At 56.3% G+C, this 23798-nt stretch carries 18 protein-coding genes and 1 riboswitch; of the genes, 8 read left to right on the top strand and 10 right to left on the bottom strand.

Going from position 1 to position 23798, the window contains the following annotated elements:
• Positions 1-39: 39 nt before the first annotated feature.
• From IE156_RS05620 to IE156_RS05605, 4 genes are all read right to left on the bottom strand, one after another.
• Positions 40-624 carry a SecDF P1 head subdomain-containing protein gene (locus tag IE156_RS05620; RefSeq protein WP_189391564.1) on the bottom strand — a complete coding sequence of 195 codons (585 nt, stop codon included), beginning with the start codon at positions 622-624 and terminating at the stop codon, positions 40-42.
• A gap of 116 nt (positions 625-740) precedes the next feature.
• Positions 741-8132 carry an ESPR-type extended signal peptide-containing protein gene (locus IE156_RS05615; RefSeq protein WP_189391563.1) on the bottom strand — a complete coding sequence of 2464 codons (7392 nt, stop codon included), beginning with the start codon at positions 8130-8132 and terminating at the stop codon, positions 741-743.
• 278 nt (positions 8133-8410) lie between these two features.
• A complete protein-coding gene (locus IE156_RS05610) occupies positions 8411-9190 on the bottom strand; it encodes a response regulator transcription factor (RefSeq protein ID WP_189391562.1) in 780 nt (259 codons plus the stop codon).
• A 332-nt stretch (positions 9191-9522) separates the two neighbouring features.
• A complete protein-coding gene (locus IE156_RS05605) occupies positions 9523-10404 on the bottom strand; it encodes an ATP adenylyltransferase family protein (protein WP_189391561.1) in 882 nt (293 codons plus the stop codon).
• Between the two features lie 117 nt (positions 10405-10521).
• Between IE156_RS05605 and IE156_RS05600 the strand changes: the two genes are divergently transcribed.
• The 4 genes from IE156_RS05600 (at position 10522) to IE156_RS05585 (ending at position 12715) form a co-directional block, all read left to right on the top strand.
• The gene (locus tag IE156_RS05600) at positions 10522-10899 is read left to right on the top strand and encodes a RidA family protein (protein ID WP_189391560.1); all 378 of its coding nucleotides are present in this window, start codon (positions 10522-10524) and stop codon (positions 10897-10899) included.
• A 92-nt stretch (positions 10900-10991) separates the two neighbouring features.
• Positions 10992-11486 carry a RidA family protein gene (locus tag IE156_RS05595; RefSeq protein WP_189391559.1) on the top strand — a complete coding sequence of 165 codons (495 nt, stop codon included), beginning with the start codon at positions 10992-10994 and terminating at the stop codon, positions 11484-11486.
• A 144-nt stretch (positions 11487-11630) separates the two neighbouring features.
• Entirely contained in the window at positions 11631-11981 is a 351-nt protein-coding gene (locus IE156_RS05590; protein WP_189391558.1) for a CidA/LrgA family protein, read from the top strand.
• Positions 11981-12715 carry an LrgB family protein gene (locus tag IE156_RS05585; RefSeq protein WP_189391557.1) on the top strand — a complete coding sequence of 245 codons (735 nt, stop codon included), beginning with the start codon at positions 11981-11983 and terminating at the stop codon, positions 12713-12715. The genes IE156_RS05590 and IE156_RS05585 overlap by 1 nt, the downstream gene beginning before the upstream one ends.
• A 21-nt stretch (positions 12716-12736) precedes the next feature.
• Here IE156_RS05585 and IE156_RS05580 read toward each other — a convergent pair whose 3' ends face one another.
• From IE156_RS05580 to metX, 4 genes are all read right to left on the bottom strand, one after another.
• The gene (locus IE156_RS05580; protein WP_189391556.1) at positions 12737-13354 is read right to left on the bottom strand and encodes a trimeric intracellular cation channel family protein; all 618 of its coding nucleotides are present in this window, start codon (positions 13352-13354) and stop codon (positions 12737-12739) included.
• Between the two features lie 8 nt (positions 13355-13362).
• Positions 13363-14592: a muropeptide transporter gene (locus tag IE156_RS05575; protein WP_189391555.1), complete on the bottom strand. Its 1230-nt coding sequence runs from the start codon at positions 14590-14592 to the stop codon at positions 13363-13365.
• A 17-nt stretch (positions 14593-14609) separates the two neighbouring features.
• A complete protein-coding gene (metW, locus tag IE156_RS05570; protein ID WP_189391554.1) occupies positions 14610-15236 on the bottom strand; it encodes a methionine biosynthesis protein MetW in 627 nt (208 codons plus the stop codon).
• Complete coding sequence (gene metX, locus IE156_RS05565) at positions 15233-16477, bottom strand: homoserine O-succinyltransferase MetX (protein ID WP_189391553.1); 1245 nt, start codon at positions 16475-16477, stop codon at positions 15233-15235. Before metX ends, metW begins: the two co-directional genes overlap by 4 nt.
• Positions 16467-16545: riboswitch (SAM riboswitch) on the bottom strand. (Overlaps the previous gene by 11 nt.)
• 203 nt (positions 16546-16748) lie before the next feature.
• On the opposite strand from metX, the gene IE156_RS18480 reads away from it, so the two are divergent.
• The gene (locus IE156_RS18480; protein WP_189391552.1) at positions 16749-17024 is read left to right on the top strand and encodes a response regulator transcription factor; all 276 of its coding nucleotides are present in this window, start codon (positions 16749-16751) and stop codon (positions 17022-17024) included.
• Here the strand turns inward: IE156_RS18480 and IE156_RS05555 are convergent.
• Entirely contained in the window at positions 16954-17484 is a 531-nt protein-coding gene (locus IE156_RS05555; RefSeq protein ID WP_189391551.1) for a hypothetical protein, read from the bottom strand. The genes IE156_RS18480 and IE156_RS05555 overlap by 71 nt on opposite strands.
• Before the next feature lie 193 nt (positions 17485-17677).
• Here IE156_RS05555 and gshA point away from each other — a divergent pair, with 193 nt between their 5' ends.
• Complete coding sequence (gene gshA / locus IE156_RS05550; RefSeq protein WP_189391550.1) at positions 17678-19261, top strand: glutamate--cysteine ligase; 1584 nt, start codon at positions 17678-17680, stop codon at positions 19259-19261.
• Positions 19262-19446: 185 nt separating this feature from the next.
• Here the strand turns inward: gshA and IE156_RS18520 are convergent, their stop codons facing one another.
• A complete protein-coding gene (locus IE156_RS18520) occupies positions 19447-20523 on the bottom strand; it encodes a bifunctional transcriptional activator/DNA repair enzyme AdaA (RefSeq protein ID WP_189391549.1) in 1077 nt (358 codons plus the stop codon).
• A 308-nt stretch (positions 20524-20831) separates the two neighbouring features.
• Between IE156_RS18520 and IE156_RS05540 the strand changes: the two genes are divergently transcribed.
• The gene (locus IE156_RS05540) at positions 20832-22886 is read left to right on the top strand and encodes a TonB-dependent receptor domain-containing protein (RefSeq protein ID WP_189391548.1); all 2055 of its coding nucleotides are present in this window, start codon (positions 20832-20834) and stop codon (positions 22884-22886) included.
• Positions 22883-23671, top strand: coding sequence for a class I SAM-dependent methyltransferase (locus IE156_RS05535; RefSeq protein WP_189391547.1), 789 nt, complete (start codon positions 22883-22885; stop codon positions 23669-23671). The genes IE156_RS05540 and IE156_RS05535 overlap by 4 nt, the downstream gene beginning before the upstream one ends.
• The last annotated feature ends 127 nt before the right edge of the window (positions 23672-23798 follow it).

Raw genomic sequence — 23798 nt, 5'->3', positions numbered from 1 at the left:
CTTATCCTTGCTGGCCCTATAAGGCACTTTATATTGTTCTTAACCCTGAACCTGCCTTAACAGCCGCTGCGCGGCGGCATCATCGGGCACGGGCAGATAAATCATTCCCTGCATCAAGGGTGCGTCAATTCGGGCAAGCTGCGTCACCCGATCCTCCATGACGAGAACCAGCAAAGCTCCCACATTACCAGAGCTGACCTCAGCCAACTTACGAGCACCCAAGGGATTTAATTGAAAACGCACCAAGTGCCTTCCCTGCTCGGTCCGTAAGGTAGCCACCCGCATTAAATCAGTACGCTGCACGATCACTTGGGGATACAGCCACAAGGGTCCCTGCGGCCCTTCCACCTGTATCAGCCCGGGTGCTGGTTGCGGCATGCCCACATAAAAATCCACCTGAGGCGCCTGGACCGATCGTGGAGTTTGAGAGGCTAAAAAACTGCGTGTACCGTCCTCCCTTTCGCGCTCGTAATTACTAGCCAAAGCCGGTGGACTCAAGTCCGCAGGGCTCGTTTGTGTAGCTACGCCTGCCCCCGTGGTCTGGCAAGCAGTCAGCAAAAATGCCAATACGCCGAGCGTCGATACCAGCGCTGCTCTCATCATTTCATTACTTTTTTTAAACATAGCTCGCTCTCCGTGCGGGCTCTTGCCATCCAGCAACAGCCAGGACTGCGAAACCGGGACTAGCCCAGTAAAAAAGGGCCACGTGCAGCTGCACGCGACCCTGCCTTCTTACTGACTTACCATTGATAGCCCACGCCCACCGAGCCGCCATAATCACCACGAGACGAACCGGCTACCGTGCCCTTCAAGACCCAGCTGCCACTATCCGTGACCGTGGACAAGCCCATGGCGTAACCGCTTTCACCATTCCAGGCACCACCGGCCACCGCAAACATGCTCTTTCCAGGAACATAAGCCTGCGGCAAACCAGCCGTCGCCATGGCCGCTGCCACACCCGCATTCGCCCGGTTTTCCACCTTGTTGATACGGCGATCCAGATTATTGAACTGATTGGTGATGTTAGAGGTCGCCTGACTCAACTGACGCACGTTGACAGCATCTTGCGGTGCTTGGCCATCAGCGACGTTGCTAATGGTTTTGTCGTGCATATCGATGCCGCCCTGGTTGATCGTAGGCCCGCCAACAATCTGCACCTCGTTAGTTGTGACTGACTTGGCCACCACGCTATTGACCTTGATGTCCTGAGCCAAAGCCACCTTCACATCCAGGCCAGAGCGCGAGATCTCGATGTTGTCCCCGTTCGAGAATTGCACGGTGTCCTTGGGCCCAACCTTGGACGCCGTATCCCCGTTGGTCTGAATGTTCCAGCCTGAATTGGCCAGCTCCGTCACGTTTTCGATGTCGGTATTCAAACCACCCAAGGCATCGTTGACGTTGTTGTAGGTCTTGTCACCTACCGTCAACTCCGTCACCAGCTTGCCATCCACAAACTTGGAGCCACCGCCCATACCACTGGCGACGCTTTCACCCATATCGTGAATCTGGCTGCCATTGACCGCATCGGTACTATTGGCCGAGATATCGCCGCGAGCCACATTGGTGATTCCTGTACCACCGGTTCGGCCACCGTCAGTCGATTCGGTACCGGCCATGGTGACCTTGCCGTAATTCACAGACTGATCCGGATTCTGGTCGTACTTCACTGCACGGTCGGACAGTTCCTGGGTTTCTCCCCGTACCAGACCCAACTGTTCCTCAGTAGCCGCACGGCCGTTCTTGCCGAAGTTGGCCCCCGTCAAGGTCCGGTTACTCAGGCCAGTGATGTCATTGTCCGTGGCGGAAACGATGACAGTCCCGGCACGCAGACCCGCATTGCTCAAGGCAATATTGGTGCCAATCGCAAAACCGGCATTGTCCATGATCACGTCTGGCGCACCGGCCGTGCCTTTGATCGTCACACTGCTCAGTTCCAGATCATCACTTAAGGCAATCTGCAGTGTGTCGGTGCCCACAGTGGAAGTCGCCAAATTAGCGTTGCTACCCACCACCTTCAAGGTTTCGCCCAGATCTCGATGCACGGCCGTGCCTGTATTACCGGCAAAGTTCATGCCCTTGGCAGTCAGGCCCGTATCACGACCGTCAAGCTGGCTGACATTGACCGCGTCCGTGCCCGCTACACCTGCGGCCACATTGGTGATTTTCTGACTGCCGGCATTAATACCCTGGTCGTTGATCACCACATTAAAGGCCTTGAAACCTGCACTGCTGACACTCACCTGCCCAATCGTCAGACCCGTATTGCCCAACACCACATCAGGCTGGCCCGTCGCACCTTTGATCTTCACACCTGCCGTGCTCATTTCAGTATCACCGGTGGTGACACTATCGAGCACCAGATCATCACTTAAGGCAATCTGCAGTGTGTCGGTGCCCACAGTGGAAGTCGCCAAATTAGCGTTGCTGCCCACCACCTTCAAGGTTTCGCCCAGATCACGATGCACGGCCGTGCCTGTATTACCGGCAAAGTTCATGCCCTTGGCGGTCAGTCCCGTATCACGACCGTCAAGCTGGCTGACATTGACCGCGTCCGTGCCCGCTACACCTGCAGCCACATTGGTGATTTTCTGACTGCCGGCATTAATACCCTGGTCGTTGATCACCACATTAAAGGCCTTGAAACCTGCACTGCTGACATTGACCTGCCCAATCGTCAGACCCGTGTTGCCCAGCACCACATCAGGCTGGCCCGTCGCACCTTTGATCTTCACACCTGCCGTGCTCATTTCGGTATCACCGGTGGTGACACTATCGAGCACCAGATCATCGTTCAAGGCGATCTGCAACGTGTCGGTACCCACGGTGGAAGTCGCCAAATTGGTGTTGCTGCCCACCACCTTCAAGGTTTCGCCCAGATCACGATGCACGGCCGTGCCTGTATTGCCGGCAAAGTTCATGCCCTTGGCGGTCAGACCCGTATCACGGCCTTCAAGCTGACTGACATTGACGGCGTCCGTGCCCGCTACACCTGCGGCCACATTGGTGATTTTCTGACTGCCGGCATTAATACCCTGGTCGTTGATCACCACATTAAAAGCCTTGAAACCTGCACTGCTGACATCGACCTGGCCGATGGTCAGCCCCGTATTGCCCAGCACCACATCAGGCTGGCCGGTCACACCTTTGATCTTCACTCCTGCCGTGCTCATTTCGGTATCACCGGTGGTGACACTATCGAGCACCAGATCATCGTTCAAGGCGATCTGCAACGTGTCGGTACCCACGGTGGAGGTTGCCAAATTGGCGTTACTGCCTTTAACCGTCAGCGTCTCCCCCAAGTCGCGATGTAGCGCGGTTCCGGTTTGAGCGGCAAAACCCATACCCTTGGTCGTCAAACCGCCTTCAGCCTCCGTCAACTGGCTGACATTGACTGCATCCGTTGCTGCCGTGCCCTTAGCCACATTAGTAATTTTCTGACTTCCGGCATTGATGCCTTGCTCATTGATCACCACGCTAAAAGCCTTCAAGCCGGCATTGCTGGCACTCACCTGACCAATAGTCAGGCCAGTATTGCCCAGCACCACATCGGGCTGGCCCGTCGCACCTTTAACGGTCACGCCTGCCGTGCTCATTTCGGTGTCGCCGGTGGTGACACTATCGAGCACCAGATCATCACTTAAGGCAATCTGCAATGTGTCGGTGCCCACGGTGGAAGTAGCCAAATTGGCGTTACTGCCTTTAACCGTCAGCGTCTCCCCCAGGTCGCGATGCAGCGCGGTTCCCGTTTGAGCAGCAAAACCCATACCCTTGGTCGTCAAACCGCTTTCAGCTTCAGTCAACTGGCTGACATTGACCGCATCCGTTGCTGCCGTACCCTTAGCTACATTGGTAATTTTCTGACTTCCGGCATTAATGCCTTGCTCATTGATCACCACGCTAAAAGCCTTCAGGCCGGCATTGCTGGCACTCACCTGACCAATAGTCAGGCCAGTATTGCCCAGCACCACATCGGGCTGGCCCGTCGCACCTTTAACGGTCACGCCTGCCGTGCTCATTTCGGTGTCGCCGGTGGTGACACTATCGAGCACCAGATCATCGTTCAAGGCAATCTGCAACGTGTCGGTACCAACAGTGGAGGTCGCCAAATTAGCGTTACTGCCTTTAACCGTCAGCGTCTGCCCCAGGTCGCGATGCAGCGCGGTTCCCGTTTGCCCCGCAAAGCCCATACCCTTAGTGGTCAGACCCGCTTCAGCCTCCGTCAACTGGCTAAGATTGACCGCATCCGTTGCCACTGTGCCCTTCGCCACATTGGTGATCTTCTGACTGCCCATATCGGCACCCTTGAAAAAGGGCGTCTCGGCGATTTGAATCTGCAGCTGGCCGTTTAGAACCTGAGTGCGCACATTGGCACCACTATAATTTCCAGCCGTTGTCGCCCCACCCAGAATTTGCAGACTCTGGCCCAGGTTCTTATGAATCGTCGTACCCGTGGGGTTACCGCTGCTGAAGTTATTGCCTACGTAGTTCGTACCCAAGGCCGTCAGATCCTGATCCAGCTTGACCAACTGAGCGACGTTGACCGCATCATTGGCGTCCTGCCCCCCCGCCAGATTGGTGATACGGCGTTTTTCCGAACTACTACCTACCGAGATCACCCCTTGCGTCGCTTCCTGATTCACGACATTGGTGTATCTTGCCGTGGAGTTGGTGTAAGCCGCGTTCGTGCTGGAACCGGCGCCCAGCGCAACCGCACCACCAGCCGACACAGTGGCACCTGCTCCGAGGGCCAAACCTCTAGTAGCCGTTTCATTGGCAATCGCACCTTGACCGAACGCCATGGATTTCTCGGCAGACGCGCGGGCATCTTTACCCCATGCCTGAGACGCATTCGCCAAGGCTTGAGCATTGGTACCCAGTGCCGAAGCATCCACTCCTTCAGAGATAGCCTTGAACCCTAACGCCAGACCACCGTCCTCACTGGCATTGGAGCCAGCGCCTACACCCATCGCACCTTCACCGTGCATGATGTATTCAATCAAACCATTCGGACCTTGTTTTTCCTCGATCCAGCCCGCCTTGGCTCTGTCACCCAAGGCAACTGAACGGAAGCCATCCGCCTCAACTGCCGAACCGACACCTACTGCATTGCTGGCGCGGGTCTTGCTGCCCTGACCTAAAGCAAGCGAGTTGCTGCCAGCCACCGAGGCCTGATAGCCCAAAGCGACAGACTGAGCGCCCGAAGCCGACGAGCCACTGCCCATGGCCATACTGCGGGCAGCCCCGCGATCTACGCTGGAATTAACACCAATCGCGACCCCGTCCACGGCTTGATCGTAGGCATTGCGCCCAAAGGCAATCCCCCCTTCCTGCGTAACTCGGGCTTGCTCTCCAATGGCAACCGCCCCCCTGGTGTGAGCCAGTGCGTCACCCATCACCTCTGATTTATAGCCAATAGCCACGGAGTAATTGGCAGTGTCTGCCACGCGTGACTCCTGACCGACTGCAATCGAGCTTTCCGAAGCTGCGGTTGCCGAAGTTCCCACCGCGGTAGCGCCCAGACCCGAGGCCTCTGTATGGGAACCGATAGCGGTGGTCAGATTCGCCTGCGTCAGCCCACCAGCCGAGGAGTTCAAACCAATGGCCGTAGCGCCAATGCCGGAGCCGCGAGCCACCGCACCAATCGCAATCGCATCGGCCCCGGTTGCTCCATCGTTGTTCTCATTGGGGTTGTTGGACGAATTAACGCTGACATAGCGCTGTCGATTCGCAATCAGCGTTGATTCCAGCTGCTCGAGCTGACCTTTATTGACGGCGTCACCTACAGCGATGCCAGCTGCCAGGTTGGAGATCCGTACCGGCGCTCCTGTCGTACTGTCCAGATCAATCAAAGTGCGGTCCGGGCTGGAATACGTCACTGCCGATAGCCCAGCAATCGTTCCTGCTACCCCTGTACGCATGGCTTCAAAGGCTGAGCCGATGGAGGTATAGCTATGATCGGCCCCGTTTTCGTCTTTGATGATGAACGTCGGGCCAGTCATCTGCCCGTTGCTATCCCAATTTAGGTTGCCGCCCACAATGGACGTCAGATCCCCGTGGAGCAACTTGAGCTGGCTTACGTTCACGGCATCCGTGTCCAGGCGACCTGCAGCCAGATTGCTTAAACGACGCTCCCCCCCCACCGTGCCGATGGACACACTGGCCGAAGGCAACAGCGCCCCGGAAGGAGCTCCGTAACCCACCCCAACTGTCTCTGCCGAGCGAGAGTTAGCGCCAATCGCCACGCTATTGGCATGTGTAACGTGGGACTGATCCCCCAGAGCAATACCGCCAGCGGCCACATTGGTCGAGGTGCCGGCATAAACCAGCGCCTGATTACCAATCGCAATGCCGCCAATATCATAATCAACCACCGTCGCCATTGAGCCTAAAGCGATGGCACCATCTGCCCCCGAGCGGGACCGATCACCGATCGCAACGGCATGCGCAGCTTTGACGGGTGGGGCCACGGGAGTACCGGAGCCTGTCTCTCCCGGCAAATTATTAGCGCCATAACCAATGCTGACGGTACGATCACCCGTGAGTTTGTTACCTGCTTCACGTCCGATCGACACGGTATCGTCACCGGTAATGTCGCTCCCAGACTTGTAGCCCAGAGCCACGTTATAGCCGCCATACACACCCTGTCCGGCAAGGCCGCCAACCGCCACTTGGCCAAAGCGGTTGCCAATGACGGGGGTTCCGGCATTGGAGCCCGCGCCTTCACCGATAGACACACCGGAGGTGGTATTGCTCATGGCACCTGAACCTACCGCCACCGAATTGCTGCCAAAGGCTTTAGAGCCACTGCCTCCTGCAAAGGCAGAACTGCCAGAGGCCTCCGCCTGATTACCAATTGCCGTGGAGCCTGCGCTTGAACTGCGCGCGCCAGTTCCAATGGCTGTTCCAGCCGCACCCCAGACGACAGTACCGGACCCCACTGCAGTGGCGCCCGCCGCATCCTGAGCCACTGTCGAGTTATTCCCCATTGCAATTGCATTCGTCGCCAGCAAGCCCACATCAGCACTATTGCCCAGCGCAATCGCCCCTGTGGCCTTGGCCTGCGCCTCATTGCCAATGGCAAGGGTATTGTCCACTTCCAAAGGATCAACCAGATTGCCAGCCGCATTGCCAATGGCCACATTATTCTTGCCTTCCAGACGCTGGCCAGCCTTGTTGCCCACGGCAATCAAATCACTGCCTTTGCTCTGAGCCCCGGCATCACTGCCAATCATCACGCCGCTGGCAACCGTATTACCAGTACCTGCACGGGCTCCCAGCGCCACGGCCTCTTTGCCTGCCGCCTGGGCCAACAAACCGGCAGCCAAGGCTGCTTCACCGGCCGCTGCGGCTTGCGGGCCGATAGCGACGGCATCGGCACCGCTGGCAACGGAATCCGCCTTGGTAGAGCTACTGTGGAAGTACTTCATCCCGTTGCCTGAATTCAAGGCTCCATACAAGACCTTGCCGGACACCGCTTCTGTGCTGGCAGCGCTGACCGTGGCGTCCGCCAAGCCGGAAATCTTGTTGTTGTTTACATTAACGGCCCGCAGGCTGCTATTGCCGGTGGCGGTCAACGTTCCCGTAGTGACGCCCCCCGCGGTGACGGTACCGGTGACCGTAGCGGCATTCGCCGTCAAGCCAGCCGTAACAGCCACGCTTTGCGCTTGCACAGCCCCGGTAAAGGTGCCCGTTCCGGCCGAGACACTACCCGCCGATACCTGACCGGTGAACTCGCCCGTCGCGCCCTTAATAGCCCCCGTAGCCGTTAAGGAGTCCACGTTCAAATCAGGACTCAGCGCAAACGAAACATCGCTGCCCGTTTGTGTCAGCACCATATTGCTGCCCGAACTCAGGGAAAAAGCACCGCCAGGAATCACATGAAAAGGGCTTGCGCCGTCAACGATCAGCTCCCAGCCATCTGTGACCTGCGCCATGACAGGTTGTGTCAAAGCCCCTGCTGATAGCAAGGCCATTGCCACAGAACGCAAGCGCAGGCCCTGAACCCAGCTCAAGACAGCCCGCGTGCCGTTCGCTCCCCCACTGCAACGCTTGCCGCGCGCCTTGGTGTTTTCAGCGACAGCGACAAAGGTAGCAGTCTGCTCATTCCAAACCGATTTATAGATTCTGTTCATGATCTCTTCGCTTACAAAGGAAATTAGTCATGTGTGCCTTCCTGACCGCCCTCTGCGTCGTGCTGACGTAACAGAATTTTCAGGCACAACAAATCCCCTCGCCCCGTCTTGGCGATAATTTGAATGTGTTGTTCAGGAAAGCCTTACCGAACCTTCACCCCTATTCGGATAGTTTTATTTTCTTACTGTTTTTTAATAATTACTTTTGAATTTCTACAGAAGCCGTTTGAATTACTGCAAAACAACATTTTTAATAAATTTACTATTTCAATTATGTTTTAAATATTAGTACTGTTTCGTTGCCGGTAGACTGACGGCGACAGGCCGCTGTACTGCCGAAAGGCCGTGGCAAAGTTAGCGGGATTCACATAACCGGACTCCTCAGCCACGTTGGTTACCGCCATATCCGTCTGACGAAGCAACTGCATGGCATAGCTCATGCGGCTGGAGCGCACGTAATCGTGCACAGTCAAACCGCAAGACGCCTTGAACAGTTCATTCAAACGCCGGCACGTCGTACCAAACAGCTCGGCCAGACTCTCGGCCGTCAAATAAGCCGACAAATTATCCCGCACGTGTTGCTGCACAGCCCCCACCAGGTAATGGCGCACGCAAGGGACCTCACAGGCCTCCAGCATCCGGTCCTGAATCAAGGCAACACTGTCTGGCGGAACCTCCCGCAACCCCAAATGCAGGCGAATTCGCTCCAGCACCAACTGCACATTGGTTTGATAAGCAATGAAATCACGGGCTCCGCTGCGTAGCGCCATCAACTGACTGTCAGCACACAACACGGCCGATAAAAAGACAACGGGGATAGAAGCGGTTTGAGGATTTGCCCGCAGCATGCGCATGAAAGTGTCACCACGCAAACGGGGTAAATGATATTCACTCAAGACAAAATCAGGCTGCAATGATTGGCACCGCGCCAGCCCCTGCTGCGCATCCAGCGCATAACTAATACGAGCAAAACTAGTACGTAATACAAGCAGCAAATCCGCCACACCAGCCGGATCTGGAGCAATGACCAAAATATGAGCATCAGAAGAAACATGCATAAGCAATCCACCCATGGAGACAGACAAGGTTGTGTTGTTCCAAGCTGAAGACAATTCTAATAATTAATAAGGCTTATACATTAAGGCGCTATTTTTTTTAAACTCCTTATTTCTTTCTATTTCCATAAACAAAGTTACATTGTTTCAGTTATTTTCTAAATTTACTCAACAATTCCTTATTAAACCGCAAAGAATAGAAACCAACACTGCATTAAAAACTAATATCTGCTTATTGTTTCTAAAAATTAAATAGAGATTCAAAACGATACAGACGGGCATAAATATAAACCCCGCCATAGCGGGGTTTATTGTTTTGGAGCTCTCTTCCAGGTTCAGGAGTGTTGCGTGTTTGCATAGGCTGCCTGAGCCAAAACACCTAAAGGCCCGATTTGACGCACCCGCTCGATTTGCTCCGGCGTACGTACATAAATGCAACCTGCATACGACAAGGCATTGACTGAGATACCTTCCACCAATTCCACGCTACGAGGCACCGCAAATAACCAGCCCTGGCCCGCCAACATATTATGAGCAGGCAGTAAATCATCAGCGCCGGGAACCAGATCCAGTTCAGTGCACGCGAGGCGATAAGCCTGCAAAAGGCTATCGCTCAAAACTGTCGCGTCCTGAGTATCGAGCAAACGGACAAAACAGTGCTCAAAAGCCAGATCCGGATGGCGGTGGGCGGTACCGGGAGCAGCCTGTGCAGGTAACTTGTCCAGATACAGGGCCAGCGAACCATTACCCACGGCTGCCGGTATCCATTGAGTGTGCTTGTGACGCTGGCTGGCACCGGCCGCCGCCCCGCCATTATAAAAGCCTAGCCCCCCCTGCTCGGCCAGGAAGTCGGCCAAGGCGCGAAAATCGATAGCACGCAAAGGATGCAACTGCTCGCTAAAGACTTTGTCAGCCAGGACCAGATGCAGATCACAGACCGCAAATTTATTAAGCACAATATTGTGCGTCGCGCTCACATCGTCGACCGTCAGTGCCGGGGCCGGCGGCAAGAATGGGTTGAAATTGGGGTCCCGTGGCCCCCCTGGAATCGAGACGCTGGCCGCATCTTTCGCCGCCAAGGTAGATACCCAACGAACAAAAAAGCTCAGTCCCTGATCCTGCAGCTGCTCTTCTTGAGCTTGCACGGGCAACAAGTCACCACTGGCCAGCGCGGCCTGGCTCAGTTGGTCCAGGCGTTGCAAAATTTCCTTGCTCACGTCGTCTCGCTCCTCATTTGAAGTTGTATAGTGACGCCTTATTGTAGGCAAGAGACGCAAATAAACGCGCATTGCTGCCCTGCCCGAATTTTCCACCATCCCTATCAGGAGTACACCATGTCCGGTATCCGCCGTATTGCCAGTCCACTGCCACTGCCTTTTTCGCGTGCAACCATGGCTGGCGGCTTTTTGTTTTTATCCGGCCAGATTCCTTACGATGCCGCCGGTGAAGTCGTGCGCGGTTCCATCCAGGACCAAACCCACGCCGTATTTGATCGCCTGATCGAAGGCCTGGCCTTGGCCGACGCTACCTTGGCTGATGTGGTTAAAGCCACTGTTTGGCTGTCCGATATGGCTCTGTTTGCTGACTTCAACAAAGTCTACGCCGAGCGTTTTGGCGACACCCTGCCTACCCGCTCTTTGGTTGAAGCCAAACTCGCCAAAAGCGTAGACGTAGAAATTGAAGTTCAGGCCTGGTTGGGCGACCGCGCTTAATCAGCCCTGACACCGACGGGCCGTCACACAAATTAACGCGACCCTGCCAGAGCTATGGCACACTGAATTTCCCTATCCCAAGGAGAATTTCAATGCGTTTCTTTGCTTCGGCCCGTCACGCTTTACTGGCTTGCTCTTTATTGGGCCTGGGTGCCAGCAGCGCCTACGCAGCAGACACCAGCAAGACAGCAGAACCCACTGCGATCAAACGTTATCTGGGTGACTCCACCATGCCCTTTTCCCGCGCCGTGCAGGCCGGAGACTTCCTGTTTCTATCCGGGCAAATCCCGTTGAACGAAAAGGGTGAAATTGTGCGTGGCAGCATTGAAGATCAAACCAATGCCACCTTGGACCGGATTGAAGAAACGCTGGCTCTGGCCGGTGCAAACCTAAGCCATGTTGTAAAAGCCACCGTCTATCTGTCTGATATTGCTCTGTACGACCAATTCAACAAAACCTATAAAGAACGGCTGGGCAGCAACTTTCCGACTCGCTCCCTGGTGCAGGCCAAACTGGCTGGCGGCGTGGATGTTGAAATCGAATTTCAGGCCTGGATGGGTGACAAAGCCAGACCTGCCAAACAGTGATACGGCTCCCCTGCTATAGGTAAATCAATATAAGCAGCCCGCTTACTGCCTTGCTGTCTTGTATGGCACACTAGCACTCGTCACAGACCCCATTACCCGCGCCAGGCTTGCTGCCTGGCGTTTTCGTGCTTTACGGAAAATCTCATGATCTACGCGATTACCGCCCTATTCGCCTTCCAGTTACTAGGCGAGATCCTGGTTCAGACTCTGTCTTTACCGCTGCCAGGCCCCTTGGCTGGCATGCTGCTTCTGGCGCTTGCCTTGCTGATACGGGGCGGCGTACCGGCCTCTTTAGAGAGTACGGCCAGCGTCATGCTGCAGAACCTGATGTTGCTGTTTATCCCGGCTGTAACCGGGGTGATGTTGTATTTTGATCGGGTCGCCGAGGAATGGCAGCCCTTTTTAATTGCCACTTTTGGCGGCACCATCATCACCTTAATTGTCACTGCAGTGGTGCTCAATCGCCTGCTTAAAAACCGCCAGGAAGAAGAATAATGACGGACGGCCTCTTTCAAATCTGGGTTTTTCTGTCCAGCTCCCCCCTGCTGTGGCTAACCTTGACCTGCTCTGTGTACGCAGGCTCGGTCTGGCTCTATCGCAAGTCCGGTAGCAGCCCGTTTTTGCTGCCTATTCTGGTCTCTGTCGTTGTGATTGTGGTCTTGCTCTTGCTGACCCGTACGCCCTACCCCGTCTACTTTGAAGGCGCGAAATTCATTCACTTTCTGGTTGGCCCGGCTACGGTCGCCTTGGCCGTGCCGCTCTACAGCCAGCTGCGTCAGCTTCGCAAAATCTGGAAGCCTTTAACGATTACCTTGTTGATTGGCTCGGTGACAGCTATTTTCAGCACCGTGCTGATTGCCTGGGCCTTGGGCGGGTCGATGGAAACCATCATGTCCGTCGCCCCACGTTCAGCCACCATGCCTATTGCCATGGCCTTGGCCGAACAATTTGGGGGTCAGCCTTCGCTGGCCGCGGTTGCCGTCGCGATTACCGGAATTGCGGGTACGATCATCGCCCGGCCTTTGCTCAATCTGCTGCGCATTGATCGCCCCGAGGCGCGCGGCTTTGCGGTGGGTGTGACCGCCCACGCCATTGGCACCGCACGCGCCTTGCAAGTACATGAAACCATTGGAGCTTTCTCCGCCATCGGCCTGAGCCTGAACGGCATCATGACAGCGGTGCTGATTCCCTTTGTGCCTATCGTGTTGCGCTGGTTAGGCATGGTCTAAGGCACGGCAAAAAGCCTGGCCTTAGCGCCACTCGTCGCGATAGACGAAACGTGGCATCTGCCAGTTGCGGCGCAGGGCCAGCATACGGAACCCCAAACCTATCACCATAGGCCCCAACAAGGTCACATAGGGGTTCCAATCCAGGTGCTGGGCACCCAGATACAAGGCGCCGGTCAGCATGGACACACTGGCATACATCTCCTTGCGCAGCAGCAAGGGGATGTCATTACACAAGATATCGCGCAGCACCCCACCTGCACAGCCGGTAATCATGCCGCTAAGCAGTACAACGGTAATCGGCAGCTTCATCTCCAGCGCGATCTGACAGCCAATCACGGTAAAGACCACCAGCCCCATGGCATCGAGCAGCAGGAACAAGCTGTGCAAGCGCCGCATAATGGGTGCAATCAAAGCGGTCAGAATCGCCGCTCCGGCGGTGATCCACAGGTATTCAGGATGCTGAACCCAGGTCAGCGGGTAGTGGCCCAGCAGCACGTCACGCACGGAGCCGCCACCCAAGGCGGTGATACAGGCAATGGTGCACACCCCCACCCAGTCCATGTCGCGACGGCCTGCCGCCAGAGCGGCTGTCATGGCCTCGGCAGTAATGGCAATAATGTAGAGAGTCAGTAAAAGCATGATATTTCTTACGCATCAAGCTGTTGAATAAGGCCCCGATAACAACGTAGCATCAGCAAGCCAGGCACAGCGATAAATACCGTACAGATAAAGAACCCAGGCCAGCCCAGGGACTCAACCAGTACCGGCGTTAAAGGTCCGGCCAGATACGTGCGCCCCACCGCCGACAAGGCCGATAACAGCGCAAATTGAGTGGCCGAATAGGTCCGGTTACACAAGGCCATCAGCAAGGCTACAAACGCAGCCGTACCCAGGCCACCACACAGATTTTCCAGACCGACCACCATCCCCATCAGCCACATGGACGGCGCGGTTTCAATCGCGATCAACCAATAGCCCAGGTTGGAGACAGCCTGCAAAATACCGAAAATCATCAAGGCCCGGTACAAGCCCAGACGAGCCATAATGGCCCCGCCCATCAAAGCCCCCACCACCGTAGCAGCCAGGCCAAACACCTTATTGATCGTCCCGACTTCGGACAGGGTAAAACCCGCAGCCCGGATCAGAAAGGTCGTGGACAGCGCACCTGCAAAGGCATCACCCAGTTTATAGAGCACAATCAGCGCCAAGATGCTCCAGGCACCGGGACGCGAGAAAAAATCGGCCAAAGGCGCGACCACGGCTTCGGACAAGCTACGCGGTGGACGGCTTTGCTCCTGCGGTTCCGGGGACACCAAGGTCACCAGCGCACACAGGGCCATGAACACGCCCATCAGAAAGTACGTGTTGGACCAGCCCAACCAACGGTCCGCCAGAACCAAAGCCAAACCACCGGACACAATCATGGCCAGGCGATAGCCCATGACCTTGACGGCCGCTCCCGCCGCCCGTTCCTGGGCCTGCAGCACGTCCGTGCAATAGGCGTCAAAGGCAATATCCTGAGTGGCGGACAAGAACGCCACCCAGACCGCCAGCAACGCGAGTGCCGTCAGATTTACCGAAGGGGAGAACAAGCCCATGGCCGCAATGGAGGCGGCCAACAGCAATTGAGTGACCAGGATCCAGCCACGCCGCCGCCCCATAAAAGGGGGAGCATAGCGGTCAATCAGGGGGGCCCATAGAAACTTGAGGGTGTAAGCCGACCCGACCAGGGTTAGAAACCCGATCTCGGTCAGCGATACATTTTCAACGGTTGCCCAGGCCTGCAAGGTACCTGATACCAGGGCCAGAGGCAGGCCACTGGCGAACCCCAGAATCAGCAAAGGCAAGACTCGGGGACTGGTATAGACACGGGACACGTCAGGCCTTATTAGCGCTAAGCGGCAAGATGGGGAGATTCAAAACGATACATGGCCAAGGTACTGCGCCAGCCCGGCAAAAAGCGTACCGTGTTGCTGCCATTGAAGGCCGCGCTATCCAGGATACGGACACCCACTGCTTGGGCCAGATCCTGGAAGTCTTTCATGGTGCACAAATGGATGTTGGGCGTGTTGTACCACTGGTAAGGCATTTCGCCGGTAACCGGCATGCGTCCGCGCAAAATGCTCCAGCCATGCGGCCAATAACCGAAGTTAGGAAACGAGACGATACCATACCGCGCCACACGGGCCATCTCGCGCAAAATGTGCTCGGTATGGTGCATGGACTGCAGCGTCTTGGACAGGACCACGGTGTCAAATTGCTGATCACTAAATAGCGCCAGACCCTTTTCCAAGTCCTGCTGAATAACGTTGACACCCCGGCGTACCGAGGCAATCACGAATTGATCATTCAGCTCCACACCCGTGCCCACGATCTGACGCGTATCGCGCAGATGGGCCAGCAAGGTGCCATCGTTACAGCCTAGATCCAGCACACGTGAACCCGGTTCAATCCACTGCGCAATGCGCAGCAAGTCCGGTCTTAACATGGCGGCATCCACCGGTATTTGCGGCTTAGTCATTCTGCCAACACCCCTGTAGTGCTCGTACGCGCGGGCAAGCCCAAATTAGCGGCGATCTGGTCATAGTATCCCTGCACCACGGCATGGTAACGGGGGTCTTCCAGCAAAAACGCATCATGCCCATGCGGTGCATCAATCTCTGCGTAAGTCACCTGACGCTGGTTGCGCAGTAAAGCCTGCACCATTTCACGCGACCGTTCGGGTGAAAACCGCCAGTCCGTGGTGAAAGACACTAATAGAAACTTGGCCACCACTTTTTCCAGCGCCTTGACCAGATCTCCCTGATACGTACGCGAGGGATCAAAGTAATCCAGTGCTCGCGTAATAATCAGGTAGGTATTGGCGTCAAAGTAGCGCGAGAACTTCTCGCCTTGATAACGCAGATAGGATTCGACCTCGAATTCCACCCCGTAGTTGTAGTGGTATTCACCGCCTTGGGCTGGCGCACGTTGGGTGCGGCCAAACTTCTCGGCCATGACGGTATCAGACAGGTAGGTAATGTGCCCAACCATGCGGGCGACGCCCAGACCGGCTTTGGGCACCACACCGTGCTCGTAATAATTACCGCCATGAAACTGCGGGTCGGACAAAATGGCGCTACGGGCCACTTCGTTAAAAGCAATGTTCTGGGCAGACAGGCGCGGAGTGCTGGCAATGACCACGCAGTTTTCCACGCGTTCCGGGCAGCTGATGGCCCAGCTCAAAGCCTGCATGCCACCCAAGGAACCGCCCATGACAGCGGCAAACTTGCGTATGCCAAAGTAATCGGCCAAACGGGCCTGGGCGCGAACCCAGTCTTCCACCGTCAGAACGGGAAACTCAGAACCCCAAGGTTTGCCTGTGGCCGGATTGATACTGGACGGGCCGGTAGAGCCAAAGCAGGAGCCAATATTATTGACGCCAATGACAAAAAAGCGATCCGTATCAACGGCTTTGCCGGGGCCGACCATATTGTCCCACCAGCCTATGCTTTTGGGATCGTCGTCGTAATAACCGGCTACGTGGTGCGAGGCATTGAGCGCATGACACACCAGCACCGCATTGCTGCGTTCTTCATTTAAGGTGCCGTAGGTTTCCACTGCCAGCTCGTAGCTGGGCAGCACTTGCCCACTGCGCAGGTGCAGGGGTTCGTCAAAGGCGATTAGTTCGGCTTGTACAGGGCCCACGGAACCTACGGGGATCAAACCGCAGGATGGGCTAAGGGCGCCAGCGTTGGCGCTAGGGACGGAATCAGTGGCCATCAGGACCTCTTTAGCTGGATTTATGGAGCGCCCGCAAGCGGATCAGGCAAATCGGCGCAAAACGTATAAGACAAAATTCTAGCATCGCTGCGGCGCGGCGTCCAAATCGACCAGCCGGGATCGATTCAGAACTCAGCGCCAAGGTAACGTTATAAAAAACACAATGCTTTGATTTACATCATTATTTTCATACACATCTGTCTGCCAGCTAAGCTAAATTTGAGTACATTGGCCCGACGTCTACCACGAATGCATGAGGAATGGCTTTACCGTGACGCATTTAACTTCACGCGAACAGTCCTGCCTGAACTGGGCTGCCCATGGCAAGACCAGCTGGGAAATCAGCATCATCCTGGGCATTACTGAACGCACGATCAATTTCCACTTCCAGAACGCCTACGCCAAGCTTGGAGTCTATAGCCGCCAAGCTGCCATCACCCTGGCCCTGCAACAGCGCCTGATCAGCGGCGACCCTACTAGCGAGCTAAGCCGTCAAAGAAAACCTTTGCCTGGGCCGCGTCCGGGGCCTTTCCGGAATCCGTCATAACAAAGCCCTGCACCAGCCAAGCCGGTTCCATCCGGATCATGGCTTCCAGGCGCAACGCCACCCCGCCTACATCGCGCGTCATGAAAAAGACCTGGCCCGGCTTGGGTAATTGCACCTCGTTTTGCTGGCTGACTTGCCCATCCGGGATGAACTTCTGGCGCAAAGACTCATGCAAGGCCTCGTACAGGCGCTGGCGGGCAGCCTCATCCTGTTGCAGCTCCGCAGGCAAAATCACATGGCCCACGGTATAGCTCTGACCGCCTGCCGCAGCGGTCGTCAGATAAAAATCCAGCTTATAGTGCTCAAAATCCAACAGCCTGTGGCTGGTCGTTGGCTTGCCGGGCAGCATCGCCGACAAGCCCGTTTGTTCAAGCTGGACCTTGCGCCAGTTAAACTCCGGACTGCAGGCCGCCAACATCAAGAAAGCCGCCAGTATCGCTGTAATGCGCCTGATCATCATGGTGCTAATCCCATATCCCGTTTCATGCTTTTCGTGGGCTGATTGAACAGCCGCCTTATACTCGCCCTGCCCGACACGCCTTTTGGCGCACCTTAACAAAGCCAGTGTGGTCGGACTACTATTTATAGACGGGCGCACGCCCATTGAACAGTCCCGTATCTTGCACCCGATTTCGAAAGTGGGAAACACCACCATGAACACCAGCCACGAACGCCGCCTTGTCCTGCAACAGAATCCCGATATTTTGAAGGGAATCTTGCGTGGCATCGAAAAAGAAGGACTGCGCGTCGATGCGCTGGGCCAATTGGCAGACACCCCCCACCCCCAGGCAATTGGGTCGGCCCTGACCAACAGCCACATCACCACCGACTACGCCGAAGCCTTGCTGGAGCTGATTACCGAGCCGCGAGCGCGAGTCGAAGAGGTGCTGCAGGAACTGGCGGATATACACACTTTTGTGGCCGGCAAGCTGGACCAGGAAATAATCTGGAACCAGTCCATGCCCGCGCTGCTACCGGCCGAAAAAGACATTGCCATTGCCTGGTACGGCAAATCCAATACCGGCATGCTAAAGCATGTGTACCGGCGTGGTCTGGCCGAGCGCTACGGCAAGCCCATGCAATGTATTGCCGGGGTGCATTACAACTTTTCCCTGCCTGATGGCATCTGGCCCCTACTCAATGTGTGTGGCGACAATCTACAAGACCAGCGCTCCAATGGTTATCTGGCGCTGATCCGCAATTTCACCCGCTATTCCTGGCTCCTGATGTACTTGTTTGGCGCCTCGCCCGTGCTGGATGCCAACTTCCTGCAAGGGCGCAGCAACAATCTGGACAAGGTCGACGACGACACGCTGACCATGCCCTGGGCCACCAGTTTGCGCATGAGCGATCTGGGCTATCACAACAAGGAAGCCCAGGCCGAACTTCAGCTTTGCTACAACGACCTGGACACCTTTGTGATGCGCATGTATCACGCTGCCGTGACCCCTTGGCCCGATTACGAGAAGCTGGGTACCCACCGCGATGGCGAGTGGATTCAGCTCAACACCCACATTCTGCAAATCGAAAACGAGTACTACTCCAGTATTCGCCCCAAACGCACCACCCAGCGCAGCGAACGCCCGGCCACTGCCCTGGCCCAGCGCGGTGTGGAATACATTGAAGTGCGTTGCCTGGACATTGATCCTGAATCGCCTACCGGCATTTCTGAACAATCCTGCCGCTTCCTGGATACCTTCCTATTGTTCTGTACCGTACAGGACAGCCCCTTCTTCCCGGATGGCGGCTACTGCCAGGACAGCAAGAACAACTTTGCCACCGTGGTACGCGAAGGCCGTCGCCCTGGCCTGATGCTGACCAATCAGCAAAAGCAAAGTGTCAGCCTGCAAGACTGGGGCCGCGAGATTCTGGAGTCCCTGTTGCCTTACGCACACATGCTGGATCAGGCCTTGGGTACCCAGGGCCATACCGAAGCGGTGCAAGCACAGCTGCGCAAGCTGGACGACCCAGAGCAAACGCCTTCGGCCCAGTTGCTGAACCATTTGCGCGAAACCGGCTTGAGCTTTCACGACTACGCCCTGCAGCGCAGCCGCGAGCATCATGAAACCTTATTGGCCCATCCTTTGCCTGCTGACAAGCAAGCCGCCTTCGAGCGGCAAGCGAAAGACTCGCTGCAAACCCAGATTGATATCGAGGCCCAAGATCAGGAGTCCTTCGAGGATTACGTCCAGCGCTACGAACGTAATCTGATTCCACCTGAAGTTGAAAACAGCTAAAACAGCTCAATACATCTACTCTGCTGAATGGCCCCCAACGGCTTGGCTTAATGCCCAGCTCTTGGGGGCCATTCATTGAAGGCTGCATTTTTATGCTGTGACGACTCTTTATTGATTGTCCTGAACATCCAAGGCCAAGGCGGATTCTTTAGCCTTGCCGCTCTCCACTGCATTCAGCCCGGTACTCAGCCGGCCTCTACCTGCCTTCCCCTCTTGAGTTCCCGCTCGATCTCAATCAAACGCTGTTTGCGCCATAGCCCGCCCCCGTAACCCGTCAAGGAACCATCGGCACCGATCACACGATGACAAGGAATCATCAGTGCAATCTGATTGGCCCCATTGGCCCGTGCCACCGCCCTTACCGCCGTAGGCCGCCCCATCTGACGGGCAATGTCGGAATAGCTGCGTGTTTCCCCGGCTGGAATGCCCTGCAGAATACGCCATACCTCTTGCGTAAAGGCACTGCCACTGGTCAACGCCAGCGGCGTCTTGAAGCAATCTGAGCGCGCTGAAAAGTAATCCGCCAGCTCGGCAGCGGCTTGTTCTGAGGGCGGCATTTCACCGATACCAATTCCCTCTTTAATCGACGCTTGCAAGCGTTTCAGCTCAGCAGGCAGACCCTTACGGTCCACGAACTCCAACAAGTGCAAATAACTCTGACTGCTGACTGCAATCATGTCGCCTAAAGGAGTGGGTATCCAGGTGGCACGCAGCACGCCGTCCGTGCGCAACGCTGCTGGCGCACAGCCCAGCAGACGAGCGAAAGCACTCCGAAACGCACTGGCAGATTCAAAGCTGGCCTGATGCTGCGCGGCGATCACATTGCCCCCAGAGGCCAACGTCTCAAAACCCTCACGCAGGCGGCGCTGTCGGGCCATTTCCAAAAACGTCATGCCAAAGTGCCGTTTGAAGCTACGGCGCACAGTGGACAGGTCATAGCCCATTCGCTCCAGATGCCCTTCCGACCAACGCAATCCAGGCTTGGCATCCAGTTCCCGCAGCAAGGCGATGATGGTCGGGTCTTCCAGGGCGGCAGCCTGAAGCGGATGGCATCGTTTGCAGGGCCGAAAGCCCGCCTCGATGCATTCACCAATCGTGCTGTGAAACGTGCAGTTCTCAGCATTGGGCTTTCTGGCCGGACAAGTCAGGCGGCAAAACACACCCGTAGAGGACACGCAGACGAAGGCTTGTCCGTCATAGCGCTCATCTCGAGTGAGCAAGGCTGTGTACAGCGTATCGAAATCGGGAAGGTCAAATAGCATGTCGAATTTTTACTCTGAAAAAGGTGGACATGCAGCCGATTTTCAGGCGTTTATTCCAAGCCTCCTTCCTTGCTCCAGGGCGGTAAACCATCTTTTTCAGCACAGGGTCTACCAAACCAAAATCCTTCCCTCCCAGCTGACTCAAACAAAAAACCCACCGCCAAGCTACCCGACAATCTAGCCAAACTCTACCCAGCTACCAGCAACTCCTTTCCCTCTTTTCCCTTTTCAAAAAATGGTTTCCCCTCTTTTTCAAATATTTATTGTTATGTTATAACATCACCAAAATTAACAAACCGGAAGATGAGATGTATTTCAAACCACGTCCCCTGCCACTGGCCCTGGCCTTGCTACTTTGCGCCTCTGCACAAGCCCATGAAGTTGAAGAACCCATCCCTCAGTTGGCCCCTATCCGCATCTCCGCCAGTCCCCTGGCCTTGCGACAAACAGAACTGGCCACTGCCACCACGGTCTTGCAAGGCCCCAAGCTGGAGCTTCGTCGCGCTGGCACCTTGGGAGAACTGCTGGACGGTGAAGTCGGCATACACGTAGACAGCTTTGGCAGCGGTGCCAGCCGTCCCGTAATTCGCGGCCAAACCGCCCCCCGCGTCAAAGTGCTGAGCGATGGCGCCGAAGTCATGGATGCCTCGGCCATTTCCCCCGATCACACTATTACCGTCGACACCTGGCAGGCAGAACGCATTGAAGTGCTACGTGGCCCCTCTGCCCTGCTTTACGGCGGTGGCGCGATTGGCGGCGTGGTCAATGTGCTGGATCGAAAAATCCCCACCGCGATTCCAGAAAGAGGGTTTGAAGGTTCAGTCCGTGCCCAAGGTTCAACAGCAGACCGCGGCAAGATCGGTGCAGTAGAGTTGACGGCAGGCGAAGGCAATATGGCCCTGCATGTAGAGGGAGCGTCACATCGCAGCCGCGACTATCGCGTCCCCAACTGGACAGATGGACGTGTCAAAGACTCCAACTCCAGTAGCGACACCGGCAGCGTGGGCCTGTCCTTTATCGGCGACCGTGGCTACATTGGCGCAGCCTACTCCTATCGCGAAGACAGCTACGGCCTGCCCGGCCATAGCCACGAGTACGAGGACTGCCACCCACACGGTGCCACTCTGCACTGCGGCGGGCACAGCCATGATCACGGCCATGACCACGATCACGGACACAGCCACGACCATGATCACGAACACTCGGCTACCGCCCATCTGCGTACCCAACGCTTCGACTTGCGGGGTGAATTGCGCGACCCCCTGCCCGGTTTCAAACGTGCCCGCCTGCGCGCCGGCGCGACCAACTACCAGCACGTAGAAAAAGACGGCGATATTGCGGGCACCCGCTTCACCAATCGCGGTTATGACACCCGTCTGGAGCTGGAGCACAATCCCTGGGGGCCCTTTGAAGGGGTAGTCGGCCTGCAAACCAGCCAATCCGACTTTGCTTCCCGCGACGGCACAGAAAACTTCATCCCACCTACCCGCACCCGCAGCCAAGGCTTGTTCCTGCTGGAAAGCGTCAATTGGGACGACTGGCGACTGGAACTGGGCGCACGCCAGGAATGGCAGACGGTAAGCCCGGACTCCCAAACGCTGGAGCGCCGCAAAGGCACGGCCACCTCTTTCTCCTTGGGGACGGTGTGGGACTTTGCACCTGAGTACGCCGCCAGCCTGTCCGTCTCTCGCTCGCAACGGCTGCCCACGGCACAGGAGCTATTTGCCAAGGGAGTGCACTTTGCCACGCTTAGCTACGAACGCGGCGACCCCAATCTGGACCGGGAAACCAGCCACAGCGTAGACCTGGGCCTGCAAAAGAACCTGGGGGACCTACGCTTTGACCTGCGCACGTTCTACACCCGCAGCTCCGGTTATATCTACGGCCGCAGCCTGGACCGCCACGAGGACTTCCAGCTGATTCAATACAGCCAGGACAAGGCCCAGTTCTGGGGCCTGGAAGCGGAAGCCTCCTACCCCGTCACATCCTGGGCTTCAGTCAGCCTGTATGGTGATCTGGTGCGCGGTAAACTGCGAGACCCCGGTCGCGACCTGCCCCGCATGCCCGCCGCCCGCCTGGGAATCCGTACAGATTTAAACTGGCAGAACTGGTCCGGTTTCGTCGGTTACACCCACACCTTCGCCCAAGATCGCTTGGCCGAGCACGAAGAACGTTCACCGTCTTACGGTTTACTCAGCATGGGTTTAAGCTACCGCCTACAAATGGACCAGAACACCTACACCCTGTACCTGAGAGGAAACAACTTGCTGAACAAACTGGCTTACCGGCATACCTCCTTCATCGCCCGCCAGGCACCTCTGATGGGCCGCAATATTCTGGCTGGCATACAGGTGGAATTTTGAGCAAAACAGCCGTACACACGGGTAGCCGCCTTTACCAGATCGTGTCCGACATGCAGGGCGAGCGTCCCTGGGGAAACTTTCTGGATGCGGGCACCGGTAAAGGCTCACTGCGCTGGCTGTTGACCTTGGACACGGAACGCTGGACCGCTATTACGGCGGCTCCCAGCATGGCAGAACAAGTTAGTCGCGAATTGGGGGAGCAAAAGCGCTCCCAGGACCGCCTGCTGGTGGGCAACTGGAGCGATCCGGAATTTCTGCAGGGAGAACGTTTTGACACGGTCCTGGCAGATTATTTGCTAGGTGCCATAGACGGCTTTGCACCTTACACCCAGGACCAGTTGTTCCCCCGCCTGCGGCCTTTGACCGGCCAACGCCTCTACATCATTGGTTTGGAACCTTACGTGCCCTATAGCAGCACGGACCCGGCAGGCAAACTGATTGTGGAGATAGGCCGCTTGCGCGATGCCTGCCTATTATTGGCAGGCGAACGCCCGTATCGCGAGTATCCGATGGATTGGGTACTGCGCCATCTGCGGCAATCCGGCTACCGCTGCCTGGACGCACAACGCTTTGGCATACGTTATAGCGATGGCTTCATAAACGGTCAGCTGGATATGTGTGATGCACGCTTGCGGCGTCTGAAAGATCGCAATCTGGCCATGGCCTTGTCCGAGCATGTCCAAGCTTTGCGTCAGCAAGCCCTGGCCTTGAATCAGACTTTAGGTGGACTGCGTCATGGGCATGACTATGTGATCTGCGCGGAAGCAGACCCCGCTTCGTCCTAGGCCAAATGATCAAGATCAATAATTAGCCCACCTCAAAACAGCTTTAAAACCGCGCCCCGGCAAACAACGGACACAAAAAAAGCAGCCATGCGGCTGCTTTTTTCGGAGTGGGCGGTAACTAAAAATA

The organism is Alcaligenes pakistanensis (assembly GCF_014652815.1).
Taxonomy (GTDB): domain Bacteria; phylum Pseudomonadota; class Gammaproteobacteria; order Burkholderiales; family Burkholderiaceae_B; genus Alcaligenes; species Alcaligenes pakistanensis.
The sequence above is the reverse complement of the archived record's forward strand: the minus strand, read 5'-3'. Positions and strand labels throughout refer to the sequence as shown.